Consider the following 15,795-nt stretch of genomic DNA (forward strand, 5'->3'; position numbering starts at 1 on the left):
CTCTGGCCCTGTTCGGGCTGTGGGGTATGGCAGGTCTGTCCGCTCCTGCCTGGGCTGAAGGCGGTACTCCAGCAGTAGCTTCCCTGCGGGTTCCCGGTGCTACGGATGACAGGGACCTTCCCTGGGCGTCGGACGGAGAGGCCAACGTGCCTTACGTCTTTCACGATCCAGCCCATGAAGGGCGGATGACAGGTTTTGAATATGACCTGATGCAGACCATCAGCGCCCGGATGGGACGGCATGGGCGTTTCGTACAGAATGGCTGGGACGGGCTGATCCCCGGCCTTTCACGGGACCTGTATGCCCTGGTCATTGATGGTATCGAGATGACGCCGGAGCATAAGGCTGCCGTGCTTTTTTCCCGGCCCTATTATGTGACGGTGGATCGGATTGTCCTGCGGAATGATGAAAAAGGGCTGGACACGCTTGATGCCCTGAAAGGCCATGTGGTCGGGACCATCAAGAGCACGGCTGCCGAGCGTCTTCTGCTGGATCACGATCCGGCCAATGTGCGCTCTTATGATGAAGAGACAAATCTGTTTTCTGACCTGAAGAACGGACGTCTTGATGCCATTCTGATTGATGAGCCTATTGCCCTTTATTACCGGTCGGATGATCTGAAGCTCGTTGGGCCGCCGATCGGTCGTGTGGCTTATGGAATTGCCTTCCCCAAGAACAATCCCGGCCTGCGTGATGCTGTGGATTCCGTTCTGGGTGATCTCATGAGTGATGGCACCCTGCATCAGATTCTGGCCCGCTGGAATCTCTGGACGCCGCAGATGGCCGATTACACGGGGGATCAGACTCTCTCAACAGTCCAGCCAACGGCCTGGGTGGATTACCGCCAGACGATGGAGCGGATGTCCGGCAGCAGCGTGCAGGCCATGGTCCACCGGTATGTCAGTTTTCTGCCTCTGATAGGCAGCGGGGCGTTGATGACGCTGGGCGTGTCGGCTCTGGCGATGGTGCTTGCCGTGGCGATGGGGCTGGTGCTGGCTCTGGCCCGGGCCTACGGGGTGGCACCGTTACGCTGGCTGGCCGGGCTGTATGTGGAGATCGTGCGGGGCACGCCGTTGCTGATACAGGTGCTGTTCATTTTCTATGGACTGCCTGCTTTTGGTCTGCGTCTGTCGCCTTTTGCGGCGGGCGTGCTGTCGCTGGGGCTGAATTATGCGGCCTATGAGGCGGAAAATTACCGGGCGGGGCTGCTTTCTGTTCCCCGTGGACAGATGGAAGCGGCCATCGCCCTGAACATGACCCACATGCAGGCCCTCCGGCTCGTGATCGTTCCGCAGGCCTTCCGCACGGTCGTACCCGTCATGACGAACGATTTCATTGCCCTGCTCAAGGACAGTTCCCTCGTTTCCGTCATCACGCTGACAGAGCTGAGCCAGACCTATATCCGTCTCTCGTCAACCTATTATGACTATATCGGCACGGGGCTCATGGTCGGTCTGGCCTATCTTCTGGTTGGCCTGCCTTTTGTGCGCCTCGCCCGCATGGCGGAGAAGCGCATGGGGCGCGTCGTCGCCAAGGGGCATCACTGAAGGCCCCATCAGGGGATCAGCGGGTCCGGTGGCGGGGTGTGACCCTGCAACTGGTTCCCGAACCCCAGCTGCAGGGCCTTCTGCCACTCCAGCGCCCAGCTGCGCATCCTGGTCAGGAATGTTCTGGCCTCGGGGTAGGGTGACAGCGCATCCCTAGACCAGACGGGAATGGGGGCAAGCAGCTGGTGGGTCTGCTGGTCCAGTGGTGGAATCAGCGTGTCCACAAGGCCAACCTGGGCCTGACCATCCGTCGTGGTAGCGACGTGTCGCCATTGGACAGCCAGAAACAGGGGGGGGATGGGCGTGACGCCGAGGGCCTGCAAGCGGGCGATGGACTGGTTGATGAGTGGATTGGTGCTGACATCATTGCCCTGTATCACCACAGTACCAGAGCCGATGCAGTCTTCTCCTGCTGGAGAGACCGGCAGGCTGTGATTGAGGAAGTTGCGGTCATCATGGCAGATGCCCGTCACGTTCCCAGCCCGGTCCAGAGCAATGGGCTGCTGGGTTGCCTGGGCGATGATGAGGCCGGTAATGGCCCCCTGATGTGTACGGACAAGAGCCAGAAAAGAGAGGGGGGACTCGTTGCTGATCTGGGCGGAGAGAATGGGGTGCCACTCTCCTTTGGGTAGAGGAATGGTATGGCCACCCAGGATAACACGATCCCGTACAATCTCAGACATGCTGGGATATTGCAGATGCACCGGCATCGGCCCGGAGGGTGCGTTGTCAGCATCGCCAGGGCCGCCGTCTGCATGAGCTGAATCGTGAGGAGCGTGCGTTGCTGCCGGCGCCATGCCGGGGAGCCAGGGAGCCTGTTTTTTCAGCCAGGGGGTTGGGAAAAAGGCTGCCATCATCAGCCCGCCAAGCCCGATCATGAAGGAGAGGCGCCACAGGGGGGCCTGCTTCCAAAGGGAGATGCAGGTACGGAGGAGATGCTTCACAGGCTGGCCTTGTTCATTCTTTCCTGAGGCTCTTCGCTTGTTTCAGCCCGGATGCGTCCTTCTCCTTCCATGACGAGGTGGACATGGGTGCGTCCCTGCTGGCGGGCCGTGATGAGGCTGTCGCTGATCATGTCTTCAATGGACCGGAGAATATCCCGGGCACTGGCCATGCTGCCCAGTTTCTGCTGGCGTTGAAGGATTTCGAAGAGAAGGGCAGGGTCTATGCCACCGGCTTCAACATTCAGCCCGTAGCCACGGATCATCTGCTCGATTTCCAGAGCAGCCACACGGGCGAGGTCCAGCCCCCGCAGCGCACGGAACACGAAGATGCGGTCCAGCCTGTTCAGGACCTCCGGCGCAAACCCGGCCCGACGCAGGGCTTCGGTCGATTCGGCCCGCATTTTCTCGGGCTCGTCAGCCAGCCTGTCCGCAATGGCGCTGAGAGCATCCGTGGCAATGTTGGATGTCAGAACAAAGATGGCCCGTGTGGTTGGTACCAGCTCGTTGGTGGAGGCTTCCGTTACATGGCCGTCATTCCAGGCCGTAAGGAATTTCTTGAAGACGTCCGGGTGGGCCTTTTCGATCTCATCCAGCAGGACGACGGCATCGGGATTTTCCTTCAGGCCACCTGTCAGCCGCCCGAACGTGTCAGACCCAACATAGCCTTTGGGAGAGCCGAAAAGCTGTGTGGCAGCATGCGGGCTGGACATCTGGGTCATGTCGAAATGCAGCAGCGGGCGTTCCGTCTGGTTGGCAATCTGCTTGGCCAGATAGGTCTTGCCGGTACCGGGCGGCCCAGCAAGGAGGAAGACCCCGACGGGACGGTCACGGTTCTGGAGAGCCAGCCGGCGGCGCAGCTGCTGGGCAATATCCTCGCAGACCTGGTCCTGCCCGATGACACGGGCACGCAGGGCAGCGGCCAGCTCCTCAGCATTGATGGCACTCTCACGCTGCTGGCGTGCCAGCATTTCCTCCAGAGCGGTGCGGTTGGTCAGACGGCTGAGAACATCCATGAGAAGACTCTTTCTGTGGCGCAGGCCACGGCGGGCCAGACGGTCGGACGAGAGACAGTAGAACACCCCGGCAAGAGAGAGGGCAAGCCCGGCGATCCCGGCGGGAAGATAGCCGGGGCGGGCCCAGTTGGCAGCAACGAGCAGCGCATGTAGCAGCGCCGTGGGGGAGAGGTGGACCATGAGAGCCAGCTGGACAGCCGCCAGTATCAGGAAGGCCGCCATCATCAGGGGCATCATGCGGGAGAGCCAGGGGATCAGGGATTTCATCATGGGCTTCTGCATCCTGCCGGGAGGGGAACCCCCTGTTTTCACTGGCAGGCCGGGATGGGGTCAAGTCCTTTTCCTGACAGCTACTGGACAACCACCGGGATGGCGAAGGAAGGGCTGGCAGGGGTAAGGGGAGGCAGGACCACGACATTATGGAACATGTCCAGCGTTGCAATGGATACGGGGCCCATGCCTGCTGGACTGGTGCGTGTCAGTGTGACGATGCCTTCCCGGGCGATGGGGAGCAGCACGGCCTGTGCTCTGGGGCCGAGGATGATCTGCTGGCTGATGCCACTGCTGCTTACGGTCAGCATCTGTCCCGCATGGCCTGCCGCATCGGCCAGGGGGAGGGCTGCCAGCCGGATGCGGTTGTCCTTGAGTGCGGCCAGAAGGGCAGGTTGCTGCTGGGCAGGGATTGTGCTGCGGGCAATGGCCCGGGCTGCATCATCTGGGGGAAGCATGGAGAGCGGGAGTGAGCCTGCCGCCATGGGAATGGCCTGTTCCGCCGCCTGGGGTTGTGGTGTTTGCTGGGCGGCATCGTGCGGAGATGGCTGGCCATGCCATGCCAGAAGGGCGCCCCCCAGTCCCACAACGGCCGCAACCACGGCCACGGGGCGCCAGAGAGGCTGTTTCTGTGGTTCGGGAGAGGGGGAAGGCTGGTTCATGGCTGTCATTTCGCATCACCATATACCATAAGGGCAGGAAGGCAGAATGGCGTTTCTTTCATCTTTTCCCTGTCGAGCAGTTGCGGGCGGGAAGTGCTTGCATTGGGTGTGGCTCTGTCGTATCAGGGAGATGTTTTCACTTTCCGCTCTTTTGGGGGGTGGCCCTGACGGGCCGCCTTTTTTGTTTTGGATCATTTTTCCACATCGTCGGACCAGTCCGGTCCATCCGCTCCGTTTCATGAGGGTGAAAGCTCCCATGGTATCCGCCGTCTGAGCGGGCTGGAAGCACGCATTGCGGACAGGATTGCCCCGACTCTGGCCGACATGGGGTACGAGCTGGTACGCCTCTCGGTTCTCGGGCATGAGACACCGACCGTCCAGGTCATGGCCGACCGTGCCGATGGCTCGCTCATCAGTGTTGATGACTGCGAGCAGATCAGCCACGCAGTGGGCGCTGTGCTGGATGTGGATGACCCGATACCAGGGGCATGGATGCTGGAGGTTTCCTCTGCCGGGATCGACCGTCCGTTGACCCGGGCGAAGGACTGGGAGCGTTTTGCCGGGCATCTGGCCAAGGTGGAGCTGGAGGTTCCGCTGGATGGTCGCAAGCGTTTTGCCGGTATTGTCCTTGGCGAGCGTGACGGGCTTGGCCTGCTTCGTCTGGATGACGGGCAGGAAGTGGCCCTGCCGCTGGATGACATGCGCAAGGCACGGCTGGTCCTGACGGATGAGCTGATTGAGGCAAGTGCTGCGCTGGCAGGCGTGGCGCAGGAAGACGAAGCCGAGGCCGATGGCAGGACCCGCCGGGCGCCAAAGCTGAAACCCAAAAAGCCGGGGAAGAAAAACTGATGACCCGTCTTATGCTGGTTGGAGGTCCGATCTGATGGACACATCTGTTACCCGTCCTGAGCTGCTTCTGGTCGCTGATGCGGTCTCAAGGGAAAAGAATATTGATCGTGAGCAGGTGCTCGAAGCCATGGAGCAGGCCATCCAGAAGGCTGGTCGTGCGAAATATGGGCATGAGAAGGACATCCGTGCCACGATCGACCGCAAGACGGGAGAGGTCCGGCTGAGCCGCTGGACGGAAGCCGTCGAGGTTGTGGAAAATGAGGATGCCCAGATTCCCCTGAAGATCGCCCGGAAATTCCGGCCTGAGATCCAGGAAGGTGAGTTTATCGTCGATCCTCTGCCGCCGATCGATTTCGGCCGTATTGCGGCGCAGACAGCCAAACAGGTGATCGTCCAGCGTGTGCGTGAGTATGAGCGCAAACGCCAGTATGACGAGTTCAAGGACCGTGTGGGTGAGATCATCAACGGGACGCTCAAGCAGACCGAATACGGCAACCTTATGGTGGAGCTGGGCGGTCAGGCCGAAGGGCTGCTGCGTCGTGATGAAATGATCCCCCGTGAGGAGTTCCGCAACTCCGACCGCATTCGCGCCTACATTTACGATGTGCGTGACGAGCCCCGCGGGCCGCAGATTTTCCTCTCCCGTACCCATCCGGGCTTCCTGGCCAAACTGTTTGCGCAGGAAGTGCCGGAAATCTATGACGGGATCATCGAGATCAAGGCCGTGGCCCGTGATCCGGGTTCCCGTGCCAAGATGGCTGTCGAGTCCCGTGATGCCTCCATCGATCCGGTCGGTGCCTGCGTGGGTATGCGTGGGTCCCGTGTGCAGGCTGTTGTGGCGGAACTTCAGGGGGAGAAGATCGACATCATCCCCTGGAGTCCCCATGCGGCTACCTTCGTGGTGAATGCCCTGGCGCCTGCTGAGGTGACCAAGGTGGTGATGGATGAGGATGCCGGCCGGGTCGAGGTCGTGGTGCCGGATGAGCAGCTCTCACTGGCCATTGGTCGGCGTGGGCAGAATGTTCGCCTTGCCAGCCAGCTGACCCGCTGGGACATCGACATCCTGACTGAAGCTGAGGAATCGGAACGCCGTCAGGAAGAGTTCCGCAAGCGGACCAGCCAGTTCGTCAATGAGCTGGATGTGGACGACGTCATTGCCGGACTGCTGGTAACCGAGGGCTATCACACCATCGAGGACCTGGCCTATGCCGACCCGGCAGAGCTGCACGATATTGAAGGTTTCGATGAGGCAGTGGCCGAAGAGCTGATGAACCGTGCCAACAATTATCTGGCCAGTCGTGAGCAGGCTCTGGATGAGCGGCGTCGTGAGCTGGGTGTCAGTGATGATCTGGTCAATCTTGGTGTCTTCTCCCTCCAGGTTCTGGTTGAACTCGGGGAGAAGGGGATCAGGACGCTGGATGACCTGGCCGACCTCGCTGCCGATGAGCTGATCGAGCTTCTGGGTGGTGATGAGCCACTTGAGGAAGCCGAGGCCAATGAGATCATCATGGCCGCTCGTGCCCACTGGTTTGAGGGTGACGAGGGAGCTGGTGAAGGAGACTCGGGTCACGACTGAGGATCATATCCCCGATGTGGATGATGGCCCGTCCGGGCGGGGGCGTCGTGCCTCATCCCGGCGGCGCTGTCTGATCAGCCGCACACATGGTGAGCCGTGTCACATGATACGGTTTGTCGTCGGGCCCGATGGCCAGATCGTGGCGGACCTTGCCGCCCGGCTGCCCGGGCGTGGCATGTGGGTGCAGGCGGACAGGGCTGTTCTGGAAGATGGACAGCTGGCTCGGGCCTTCTCCCGGGCGGCGCGGCAGAAGGTGGACGTGCCTGTGGGGCTTGTGGAGTCTCTCAGGGATGGTTTGGCAAAGCGCCTTCTGGATGGTATCAGTCTGGGCCGACGCGCTGGTGAGGCGGTCTGTGGGTTCCAGAAGTGTCGGGAACGGATCGTTGCTGGCAGAGTCGGGGTTGTCATTTGTGCAGCAGGTGCGAGCCAGGATGAGGTGGCCCGTCTGCTGTCAGGCCAGCGGGAGCTGCCGGTGGTCTGGGTGCCGGGGGATATCCTGGCAGCGTCCTTCGGGAGGGAGCGTGCGGTTTATGCCGTGATGGCTCCTGGCGCTCTGGCAGAGCGGCTGAAGGCAGAATATAAGAGATTTGCGGGGGTGGCCGAAGGCACGCTCCCGGGCCCTGATACGGTAGGGCAGTAAGGAACAGGCAGAAATTATGAGCGACGGCAACGAGCGCAACCAGAACGGAACTCCAAAGGGGACCACCCCAAAAGAAGGGCAGGGCAAGAGCTCCGGCCGCCTGTCCCTGCGTCCGGCAGGACGCAAGGACGTGGGGCGGACCGTAGAGGCTGGCTCTGTAAGACAGAGCTTCAGCCATGGGCGCTCCAAGGAGGTCCGGGTTGAAGTGCGCAAGCCCAAGAGAAGCGGGGGCGCAGGGGGGCGTGGCGGTCGTGCCACGGCTGGTGTCCGTGGCCTGACGGCTTCCGAGCAGGAAAAGCGCCAGCGCGTTCTGGCTGAGGCCGCCGCAGAGGCTGCCCGGCGTGAGGCAGAAGAGGAAGCCCGCCGGGAAGCCGAGAAGATCCGTATCCGTTCCGCTGCTGAGGAAGAGGCCCGGCAGAAGGCTGAGGCCGAAAGCCGTCGTGCCCAGGAAGAGGAAGAGGCCCGGAGCCGTGCGGCCGAGGAAGAAGTTCGCAAGAAGGCCGAAGTTGCAGCCCGTCGCCAGGAAGCTGAACGGAAGGTGCCGCCGCCGCTGACGGGTTCCACGACCGGGGGTGTGCAGCTGGCCGAGCCGACCAAGCGTCTGCGTCCGCTGGCCGAGCGGGCCATCATGCCGAGCCGCCCGCTGAATACGGCGGCGTCTTCACGGGCTTCTTCAGCCCGTTCCAGCAATGACGCCAGCGAGACGCTGCACCTGCGGGGACGCACTGGGGCCGTGGGAGGTGCCGATGACGAGGGAGCAGGGCCTTCCCGTCGTGGCGGTGCCGGTGGCGCCCGGCGTTCTTCTCCGTCGTCCCGCCGTTCTTCGCCCCGCCGCAGCGGGGGTGGTGGTCAGGACCGTCGGTCAGGCCGTATTGACGTCCGTGCCGCCATTGAAGGTGATGACGGCAAGACCCGTTCGCTGGCATCCGTCCGGCGTCAGCGTGACCGCGAGCGCCGTCAGGCCGAGCTGGAGCGCCTGCGTTCCGATCAGGTTCGTGTCGTGCGTGACGTGACCGTGCCGGAAACCATCACCGTGGGTGAACTGGCCAACCGTATGGCTGCCCGTCAGGGCGAGGTCATCAAGATGCTGATGAAGATGGGCGTCATGGCAACGGCTGCCCAGAGCATCGATGGTGATACGGCCGAGCTTGTCGTGAGTGAATTCGGCCATCGCATCAAGCGTGTGGCAGACAGTGACGTTGAGCTGGGCATCGAGGGCATTGAGGACAAGCCGGAAGACATGAAGCCCCGTCCGCCGGTCGTGACGGTGATGGGCCATGTAGATCATGGCAAGACCTCCCTGCTGGATGCCCTGCGCACGACAGACGTGGCTCATGGCGAGGCTGGTGGGATCACCCAGCATATCGGTGCCTATCAGGTAACCGTGGCCTCCGGTCAGAAGGTAACCTTCATCGATACACCGGGCCATGAAGCCTTCACCTCCATGCGTGCCCGTGGCGCTTCCGTGACGGACATTGTCGTTCTGGTGGTGGCTGCTGATGATGGCGTGATGCCGCAGACGATTGAGGCCATCAAACATGCCAAGGCTGCCAATGCGCCGATCATCGTGGCCATCAACAAGATGGACAAGCCTGGCGCCAATCCGGACCGTGTCCGCAATGAGCTGCTGAACCATGAGATCGTGGTGGAGAGCATGGGTGGCGATACGCAGGAGGTGGAGGTCTCCGCCCTCAAGCGTGATGGTCTTGACCGTCTGCTGGAAGCCATCCTGCTTCAGGCCGAGATTCTTGACCTGAAGGCGAATCCGAACCGGATTGCCGAGGGTGCCGTCATCGAGAGCCGCCTGGATCGTGGCCGTGGTTCCGTAGCAACGGTGCTGGTCCAGAAAGGGACGCTCAACCGGACGGACATCGTGGTGGCCGGAGCCCATTGGGGTCGTGTCCGTGCGCTGCTTGATGATCATGGCAAGCAGATCAAGAAGGCTGGACCGTCCGTGCCGGTCGAGATTCTGGGCATGAGCGGGGTGCCGGATGCCGGTGCGCCGTTTGTGGTTGTCGATAGCGAGAACCGTGCCCGTGAGATCAGCGAGTTCCGCCAGCGCAAGGCCCGGGAGAAGGCCACCGCCATGCAGGTTGCTGCCCGTGGTACGCTGGACCAGATGCTGGCCCGCATCCAGGCTGGTGAGCAGAAGGAAGTGGCCCTGATCGTCAAGGCGGATGTGCAGGGTTCTGCCGAAGCCATTCAGGCAACGGTGGAGAAGCTCTCCCATGAGGAAGTGGCCGTACGGGTGCTGAATGCCAGCGTTGGTCAGATCACCGAAAGTGACGTGCAGCTGGCCAAGGCGTCCAATGCTGTCATCATTGCTTTCAATGTGCGGGCTACCGTTCAGGCCCGTGAACTGGCCCAGCGTGATGGTGTGGACATCCGCTACTATTCCATCATCTATCAGGTCTCTGATGATGTGGAGAAGCTGGTCAAAGGACGTATCGCACCGAAGCATCGGGAGAAGTTCCTTGGTTATGCAGAGATCCGTCAGGTCTTCAACATTACCAAGGTCGGCAAGGTTGCCGGGTGCTACGTCACCGAGGGTGTCGTCAAACGTGGCTGTGGCGTACGCCTGCTGCGTGACAACGTCGTCATTCATGAGGGTGAGCTGAGCCAGCTGAAACGCTTCAAGGATGATGTCCGTGAAGTGGCTCATAATTATGAGTGCGGCCTTTCCTTCGCCGGTTACAACGACCTGCGGGAAGGTGATGTGGTTGAATGCTATGAGATGGAAGAGATCCCGGCTTGAAGACGCGGCCTTCCTTTGACCTCCTCGGGCCGGCGGGTGAAAGCGCCGTCGGCCCAAGCACCCGCCAGCTGCGTGTAGCTGAAGAGGTCCGCCATGTTCTCGCAGAACTGTTTGCCAGAACGGAGTTCCGCGACCCGGAACTCTATGGTGTGACCATCACGGTAACGGAGGTCCGTATTTCACCGGACCTGCGCCATGCAACGGTGTTCGTCACACGTCTGGGGCGAGATGATGTTGAGGCTGTCCTGCCAGCTCTGAAGCGTGTGGCCTCTTTCCTGCGGAAACGTCTTTCCACGGCCCTGCGTCTGAGGACAGTGCCGGAGCTGCATTTTCAGCCTGATACGTCTCTGGAGCATGCGATGGAAGTGGAGAGCATCCTGCGCTTGCCAGAGGTCCAGCGGGACCTGCACCGTGACCAGGCTTTGGATGATGAAGACTGAGGCCGGGCCAGAATACTGATGGCACGCAAGAGAGGCAGGGACATCCATGGCTGGCTGATTCTGGACAAGCCATTGGGGCCGAGTTCCACAACGATGGTCAACCGGCTGCTGCGTTTTTTTGATGGACGCAAGGCCGGCCACGGCGGGACTCTGGATCCTCTGGCGTCAGGTGTTCTGCCGATCGCCTTTGGCAAGGCAACCAGCACCATTCCGTACATCATGGATGCAACCAAACGGTATCGGTTTACCCTCTCTTTTGGTGAAAGCCGGACGACGGATGACCGGGAGGGTGATGTTCTTGCAACGTCCGATGTCCGGCCATCGGATGAAGATATCAGGGCTGTATTGCCTTCGCTTTGCGGGGATGTGATGCAGGTGCCTCCAGTTTTTTCGGCTCTTCGTGTCGGTGGGCAGCGGGCTTACGATCTGGCCCGGGCGGGGCGTCCGCCGGAACTTCCCCCCCGTCCTGCTCGAATCGATTCGATTACTCTCGTGGACCGCCCCGATGCCGATACGGCCGTTTTTGACGTCCAGTCAGGCAAGGGGGTTTATATGCGGTCGCTTGCGCGGGATATTGCTCTGGCCTGTGGTACTGTGGGGCATATCTCTGTTCTGCGGCGCACAAAATGCGGGCCGTTTGATCTTTCCCATGCTTGTTCAGCAGAACAGTTAGGGCTGGACAAAACGGACGAAACTAGAGACAAGGCATGTGTTCTTCCGGTTCCTCTGCTGGAGGCGGCGACCGCGCTGGTCGACATCCCGGCGCTGGCCGTCACGAAAGCGGAAGGAAAATCCCTGATCTGTGGGCAGGCTGTCACGCTGGCCCATCTTGAGGGGGGCGTGCCTGATGGGGTGGAGACTGTTCCACTCTGGCGGGTCATGATCGGGGAGCATGTCATCGGGCTGTGCCGGGTTGCCGAAGGGCGGTTGCGGGCAGTCAGAATGTTGGAAAATCATTTGTTTTTTGGAGAACAGGATGTCGATTACAGCTGAACGTCGCAGCCAGCTTATCGCTGAATACCGTCGTGCCGAAGGTGATACGGGCTCCCCGGAAGTGCAGGTCGCCCTGCTGACCGAGCGCATTGTGAACCTGACCGAGCACATGAAGAGCCACAACAAGGACTTCCACTCCCGTCGTGGTCTGCTGATGCTGGTCGGTCGCCGTCGTGCGCTGCTGGATTATCTGAAGCGCAAGAGCGAAGAGCGCTACAAGACTCTGATCGAACGTCTCGGCCTGCGCCGCTGATTTTCGACCTTTCTCCGGGGGAGAAGGTCTCCCCCGGATTTGGGCCCGGGTTGAGCTGCCAGAAAACGCTTTTCCGGCGTTTCAGGCCACATGGTGTCATGACGCGTCTGGTGCGTCATCCTCGCCATGCCGTCCGAAACGCTGTTTGTAGTCTGGTACCGGTCGGGCCGTGATTATTGCTTCCGGAGGAAGACAGAATGTTTGACAATTATTTCCGCAAAGAAATTGAATGGGCCGGCCGTCCGCTGGTGCTTGAGACGGGCAAGATTGCCCGTCAGGCTGATGGGGCCGTTGTGGTCACCTATGGTGATACGGTCGTGCTCTGTACTGCCGTTGGTGCCAAGACTGTGAAGCCGGGGCAGGATTTCTTTCCGCTGACCGTGAACTATCAGGAGAAGGCCTACGCTGCAGGCAAGATTCCCGGCGGGTTCTTCAAGCGGGAAGGCCGCCCGTCCGAGCATGAGGTGCTGTCCTCCCGTCTGATCGACCGGCCGATCCGTCCGCTTTTCCCGGACAATTTCCGGAACGAGGTTCAGGTCGTTGCCACGGTCCTCAGCCATGACATGGAAAATGATCCGGCCCTGGTGGCTCTGATTGGCTGTTCCGCAGCGCTGACACTGTCCGGTATTCCCTTCTTCGGTCCGGTTGGGGCTGCCCGTATCGGTCACATTGATGGCAAGTTTGTTGTCAATCCAACCCTCAGCCAGGTGAAGGACAGTGCGCTGGACCTCGTGGTGGCTGGTACGTCCGAGGGTGTGCTGATGGTTGAGTCCGAGGCGCAGGAGCTCTCCGAGGATGAGATGCTCGAGGCTGTCATGCTGGGTCATACGGCTTTCCAGCCGGTGATTGATGCGATCATCGACCTCGCAGAATCGGCTGCCCGTGCCCCGTGGGACCTGCCGGAGGTCTCCAAGGAAGAGGTCGCCCTGCGCAAGCGTGTGGACAAGGTGGGCAACAAGCTGATTGCCGAGGCCTACAAGGAACGCCACAAGCAGGCCCGTGTGGAGAAGGTCGCCGCGGCTCGCGAGAAGATCGTGGCCACCCTTGAGGAGGAAGGCTTTGATGCCGAGCTGGCCAAGCCGATGATCAAGGATCTGGAGGCACAGGTTGTCCGTGGCACCATCCTGAAAACGGGCATCCGCATCGATGGCCGTGACACGAAGACGGTGCGTCCCATCATGGCTGAGGTTGGTGTGCTGCCCCGCTCTCATGGGTCTGCCCTTTTCACCCGTGGCGAGACGCAGGCGCTGGTTGTCGCCACCTTGGGGACAGGTCAGGATGAGCAGGTGATTGATGCGCTGGAGGGGGAATACCGGTCCCGCTTCATGCTGCATTACAACTTCCCGCCGTTCTCCGTTGGTGAGTGTGGCCGCATGGGGTCTCCGGGCCGTCGTGAGATCGGACATGGCAAGCTGGCATGGCGTGCCATCAATCCGCTCCTGCCGTCCAAGGAAGATTTTCCGTATACGCTGCGTGTCGTTTCCGAAATTACGGAAAGCAACGGCTCTTCCTCCATGGCTACGGTTTGTGGAACGTCCCTGTCCCTGATGGATGCCGGCGTACCCATGCCGCGCCCGGTGGCTGGCATTGCCATGGGCCTTATCAAGGAAGAGCGTGGCCATGCTGTCCTGACAGATATTCTTGGGGATGAGGATCACCTTGGGGATATGGACTTCAAGGTTGCTGGTACGTCCGAGGGTGTGACCGCTCTCCAGATGGACATCAAGATCACTTCCATCACGCCGGAAATCATGAAGGTGGCGCTGGAGCAGGCCCGTGAAGGCCGTCTGCACATTCTTGGTGAAATGAGCAAGGCCCTCTCCGAGGGACGCTCCGACGTGGCTGGCAATGCACCGAAGATCACGACCATGACCGTTCCTGTTGCGAAGATCCGTGATGTGATCGGATCGGGCGGCAAGGTCATTCGTGAGATTTGTGAGTATTCTGGCGCCAAGGTTGATATCGGGGATGACGGCGTCATCAAGATTGCTGCCGCCAGTGATGAGCAGGCCCAGAAGGCCATCAGCCGCATTGAGGGCATCGTGGCGGAACCGGAGATGGGACGCATCTACGACGGGAAGGTTGTCAAGACGGCCGACTTCGGTGCGTTCGTGAACTTCCTTGGCCCCAAGGATGGTCTGGTTCATATTTCCGAACTGACGGATGGGCGGGTCGCCAAGACAACGGATGTTGTCAAGCAGGGTGATGCCGTCAAGGTCAAGGTCATTGGTTTTGATGATCGTGGCAAGGTGAAGCTTTCCATGCGTGTCGTGGACCAGGAGACTGGTGCGGACATTACGGAGAGCGTTGGCGCAAAGCCGGGTCGTCCTCGTCGTGATGCGGAGTAAGGATGTGTGAGGGGAGCCCAGGTTCCCTTTGCATGAGTGAGTTTTGTGATTGAGTAGTGGGGACATCTGGCCTCTATGAAGTCGATCAATGCCGTCCGTTTTGGTGGTCAGGAGGTTCTGCCCCTGGTCGAAGGGGGCAAAGGTGTTTCTGTCTCCAATGGTGTGTCTGCGGGTCATTGGGCTGCGGCAGGTGGGGTCGGAACGCTCTCTGCTGTCAATGCGGACAGTTATGACGAGCAGGGCAATCCTGTTCCGCAGGTCTATCATGGCCGGACACGCCGGGAGCGGCAGGCCGAGCTGGTGCGCTATGCCATAGAAGGGGGTATCGCACAGGCACGGATAGCCCGGGACATTTCCGGTGGCCGTGGCCGTGTTCATGCCAATTTCATGTGGGAAATGGGCGCTGCCGAGGAAGTCATCACCGGGATACTGGAAGGTGCTCCCGGGTTGATCCAGGGGCTGACCTGTGGCGCAGGGATGCCCTACCGGCTGGCTGAAATTGCGGCGCAGTTCGGGATACATTACTACCCGATCGTCTCATCTGGCCGTGCGTTCAGTGCGCTCTGGAAGCGCTCCTATGTGCGTTTTTCCGAGCTGCTGGGCGGTGTTGTCTATGAGGACCCCTGGCGGGCCGGCGGTCATAATGGCCTCTCGAATACGGAAAACCCTCTGAAACCGGAGGAGCCCTACCACCGTGTGGCAGCCCTGCGGAAGGTCATGAATGGTTTTGGCCTTCAGCATGTGCCCATCATCATGGCTGGTGGTGTCTGGCATCTGGAAGAGTGGAGTGACTGGCTGGACAACCCCGAGATCGGGCTGATTGCCTTCCAGTTCGGTACCCGCCCCTTGTTGACGCAGGAAAGCCCTGTCCCGGATGCGTGGAAGCAGCTGCTGCTGACGCTGAAGGAGGGTGATGTCTATCTGAACCGTTTCTCTCCGACGGGTTTTTATTCATCGGCCGTGAAAAATGGTTTCCTGCGGGAGCTGTATGAGCGGTCCGAGCGACAGATTGCTTTCCGTGCGGCAGCAGAGGCCGAGTTTGATACGCCCATCTGTCTGGGCGGGCGAGGACGGGAGGTTTTTGTCCGGGCTGATGATGCCGAGAAGGTGAATCGCTGGAAGGCCGCCGGGTATACCCAGCCCATGCGGACGCCGGATGATACTGTGGTATTCGAGACGCTGGAGACGGCCCGGCAGGTTCTGGCTGATCAGGCGGCCTGCATGGGGTGCCTTTCCCAGTGCCGTTTCTCCAACTGGAGCCAGAAGGGCCCGACCTTCAGCACAGGCCAGCGGGCGGATCCCCGTTCTTTCTGTATTCAGAAGACCCTTCAGACGATCTCCCATTTGCAGGATGTCTCGCCAGAGGAGCAGAAAAAGATCGTGGACCACAATCTGGTCTTCGGTGGAACGAATGCGTGGCGCTTTGCCACAGACCCGTTCTACGCCAACGGGCATATTCCGACCGTCAAGGAGCTGGTCGATCGCATCATGACAGGGCGGTAAAA

General features: G+C 60.7%; 13 protein-coding genes. 10 read left to right on the forward strand and 3 right to left on the reverse strand.

Translation table 11 applies throughout. From position 1 onward, the window contains the following. Nucleotides 1–26: 26 nt before the first annotated feature. Nucleotides 27–1,547 carry an ABC transporter substrate-binding protein/permease gene (locus tag ASO19_RS08760; protein WP_052349215.1) on the forward strand — a complete coding sequence of 507 codons (1,521 nt, stop codon included), beginning with the start codon at nt 27–29 and terminating at the stop codon, nt 1,545–1,547. A gap of 8 nt (nt 1,548–1,555) precedes the next feature. On the opposite strand, the gene ASO19_RS08765 is transcribed toward ASO19_RS08760, so the two are convergent. The 3 genes from ASO19_RS08765 to ASO19_RS08775 all read right to left on the reverse strand — a co-directional run bounded on the left by ASO19_RS08765 (nt 1,556) and on the right by ASO19_RS08775 (nt 4,436). Beyond that, nucleotides 1,556–2,491 carry a hypothetical protein gene (locus ASO19_RS08765; protein WP_081562606.1) on the reverse strand — a complete coding sequence of 312 codons (936 nt, stop codon included), beginning with the start codon at nt 2,489–2,491 and terminating at the stop codon, nt 1,556–1,558. Continuing rightward, nucleotides 2,488–3,771, reverse strand: a complete 1,284-nt coding sequence (locus ASO19_RS08770; protein WP_081563380.1) for an AAA family ATPase — start codon at nt 3,769–3,771, stop codon at nt 2,488–2,490. Before ASO19_RS08770 ends, ASO19_RS08765 begins: the two co-directional genes overlap by 4 nt. Before the next feature lie 83 nt (nt 3,772–3,854). Beyond that, a complete protein-coding gene (locus ASO19_RS08775) occupies nt 3,855–4,436 on the reverse strand; it encodes a hypothetical protein (protein WP_103765821.1) in 582 nt (193 codons plus the stop codon). Nucleotides 4,437–4,697: 261 nt separating this feature from the next. Here ASO19_RS08775 and rimP point away from each other — a divergent pair, with 261 nt between their 5' ends. From rimP to ASO19_RS08820, 9 genes are all read left to right on the forward strand, one after another. Then, a complete protein-coding gene (gene rimP, locus ASO19_RS08780; RefSeq protein WP_081563379.1) occupies nt 4,698–5,285 on the forward strand; it encodes a ribosome maturation factor RimP in 588 nt (195 codons plus the stop codon). Between the two features lie 34 nt (nt 5,286–5,319). Then, nucleotides 5,320–6,861: a transcription termination factor NusA gene (gene nusA / locus ASO19_RS08785; RefSeq protein WP_043560987.1), complete on the forward strand. Its 1,542-nt coding sequence runs from the start codon at nt 5,320–5,322 to the stop codon at nt 6,859–6,861. Beyond that, entirely contained in the window at nt 6,836–7,501 is a 666-nt protein-coding gene (locus ASO19_RS08790) for a DUF448 domain-containing protein (RefSeq protein WP_227449778.1), read from the forward strand. The genes nusA and ASO19_RS08790 overlap by 26 nt, the downstream gene beginning before the upstream one ends. A 16-nt stretch (nt 7,502–7,517) precedes the next feature. Beyond that, nucleotides 7,518–10,256, forward strand: coding sequence for a translation initiation factor IF-2 (gene infB, locus ASO19_RS08795; RefSeq protein WP_043560985.1), 2,739 nt, complete (start codon nt 7,518–7,520; stop codon nt 10,254–10,256). Continuing rightward, a complete protein-coding gene (rbfA, locus tag ASO19_RS08800; protein WP_081562603.1) occupies nt 10,253–10,696 on the forward strand; it encodes a 30S ribosome-binding factor RbfA in 444 nt (147 codons plus the stop codon). The genes infB and rbfA overlap by 4 nt, the downstream gene beginning before the upstream one ends. A gap of 18 nt (nt 10,697–10,714) precedes the next feature. Beyond that, nucleotides 10,715–11,689, forward strand: coding sequence for a tRNA pseudouridine(55) synthase TruB (gene truB / locus ASO19_RS08805; protein WP_043560977.1), 975 nt, complete (start codon nt 10,715–10,717; stop codon nt 11,687–11,689). Further along, nucleotides 11,673–11,942 carry a 30S ribosomal protein S15 gene (gene rpsO / locus ASO19_RS08810; RefSeq protein ID WP_043560974.1) on the forward strand — a complete coding sequence of 90 codons (270 nt, stop codon included), beginning with the start codon at nt 11,673–11,675 and terminating at the stop codon, nt 11,940–11,942. Before truB ends, rpsO begins: the two co-directional genes overlap by 17 nt. A 197-nt stretch (nt 11,943–12,139) precedes the next feature. Beyond that, nucleotides 12,140–14,290, forward strand: a complete 2,151-nt coding sequence (gene pnp / locus ASO19_RS08815) for a polyribonucleotide nucleotidyltransferase (RefSeq protein WP_081562601.1) — start codon at nt 12,140–12,142, stop codon at nt 14,288–14,290. 75 nt (nt 14,291–14,365) lie between these two features. Further along, a complete protein-coding gene (locus tag ASO19_RS08820; protein ID WP_043560968.1) occupies nt 14,366–15,793 on the forward strand; it encodes an NAD(P)H-dependent flavin oxidoreductase in 1,428 nt (475 codons plus the stop codon). The last annotated feature ends 2 nt before the right edge of the window (nt 15,794–15,795 follow it).

The organism is Parasaccharibacter apium, from assembly GCF_002917995.1.
Classification (GTDB): domain Bacteria; phylum Pseudomonadota; class Alphaproteobacteria; order Acetobacterales; family Acetobacteraceae; genus Bombella; species Bombella apis.